Origin of the sequence: Streptomyces sp. NPDC058051, from assembly GCF_042885475.1 — a bacterium.
Taxonomy (GTDB): Bacteria; Actinomycetota; Actinomycetes; order Streptomycetales; family Streptomycetaceae; genus Streptomyces.
In genome coordinates this window covers 1-1,112 of sequence record NZ_JBHVRW010000096.1, presented here as the reverse complement: position 1 = coordinate 1,112, position 1,112 = coordinate 1, and the positions used below count along the sequence as shown (strand labels likewise).

1 protein-coding gene and 1 pseudogene are annotated in these 1,112 nt (G+C 65.1%); both read right to left on the bottom strand.

Features of this window, described 5'->3' with window-relative positions; all coding sequences use genetic code 11:
• A pseudogene (locus ACFVUT_RS37775) lies at positions 1-351 on the bottom strand (hypothetical protein); the annotation flags it as partial.
• A gap of 557 nt (positions 352-908) precedes the next feature.
• Positions 909-1,112, bottom strand: a 204-nt coding sequence (locus ACFVUT_RS37770; RefSeq protein WP_389671194.1) for a tetratricopeptide repeat protein, incomplete at its 5' end; no start/stop codon positions are given.

The following is a 1,112-nucleotide window of genomic DNA, read 5'->3' as shown; positions in this document are numbered from 1 at the left end:
GGTGCCGTCGAGCACCTCCAGCCAGTCCCGCCAGGTCTCCAGGCCGTTGCAGCAGCCCGGCTCGACGAAGACCGCGTCGGTGGCATTTTCGGTCACCCGGAACCCTCCGGCGGCGAACAGATCAGGCATGGTGAGCAGCCCGTGCAGGAATGTGCCGAGCGGGTCGGTCGGGCACGGCCCGTGCTCCTCCTCCGACTCGAAGTCGTTGCAGTCGGCGATCTGCATAACCGCCGTGCCGACCTCCGCCGGAGTCAGCCCCCCGTTCAGCACGAGGTAGCCATACGACTCGTGCTCACCAACCGGCCAGAGCGCGAAGTCGGCGGCGGCGGAGATCTCCAGAACGGGTTGCATCACAATCACATGGGGATGATGCCGGACCCACTGCGACACCGCCACGGGCTTTCAGCTGGCATCGGGCTCGGAGCGGGCCCGCTACCTGGGCAGTTTCGCGGTGCGCTCCGGGCAGGCGGCGCCGACCTAGCACATGGCGGTCTGCGCGGTGATCCCGAAAAGCCGCATCAGCTTGAGGGGATCACCGGTGGCAAACGCCTCGTTGAGCATGCGGTCCTGCCGCAGGCCGACGAGCGTGACGTTCTTCCATCGAGGCAGGCGTCCCGCGCAACGCTCTCACCCAGCGGCACACCGACCTGAAGAACGACTTCTACGACAAGGTCCGCGCCCGCGGCGGCACCCCAGACAGCGAACGACGCCTGCGCGCACAGGTCCGCCGGCTGAAAGAGCTCCGGGCGGCCGACACGGAGGAGATCGCTCAGCTCAAAGCCGACATTGAGGCCCTGGTAGGCGCTTTGCATCTGTTGACAGTCGAGAACCACGTCCTCCGTCGGCAGTTGGTCGAACAGCCAATGAAGGTTCGTCTCCTTCCAAGCCAGTCATAGACAGAGACGCCTTCAGTCAGTCGATGAACCAGTCCCCTTTCCCGCTGCATTGCTCTGTACGTGAACCAGGTTGTTCCGTGACGTCAGGGTGGCCGGGTGCTCCTCGCCCAAGACACGGATCCTGTCGGTCAGTGTCTGCTCGTACAAGGGGATGGCCCGTCCAAGATCACCCGCTGATTCGTACGCACCAGCCAGGTTGTTCCGTGCGAGCAGGGT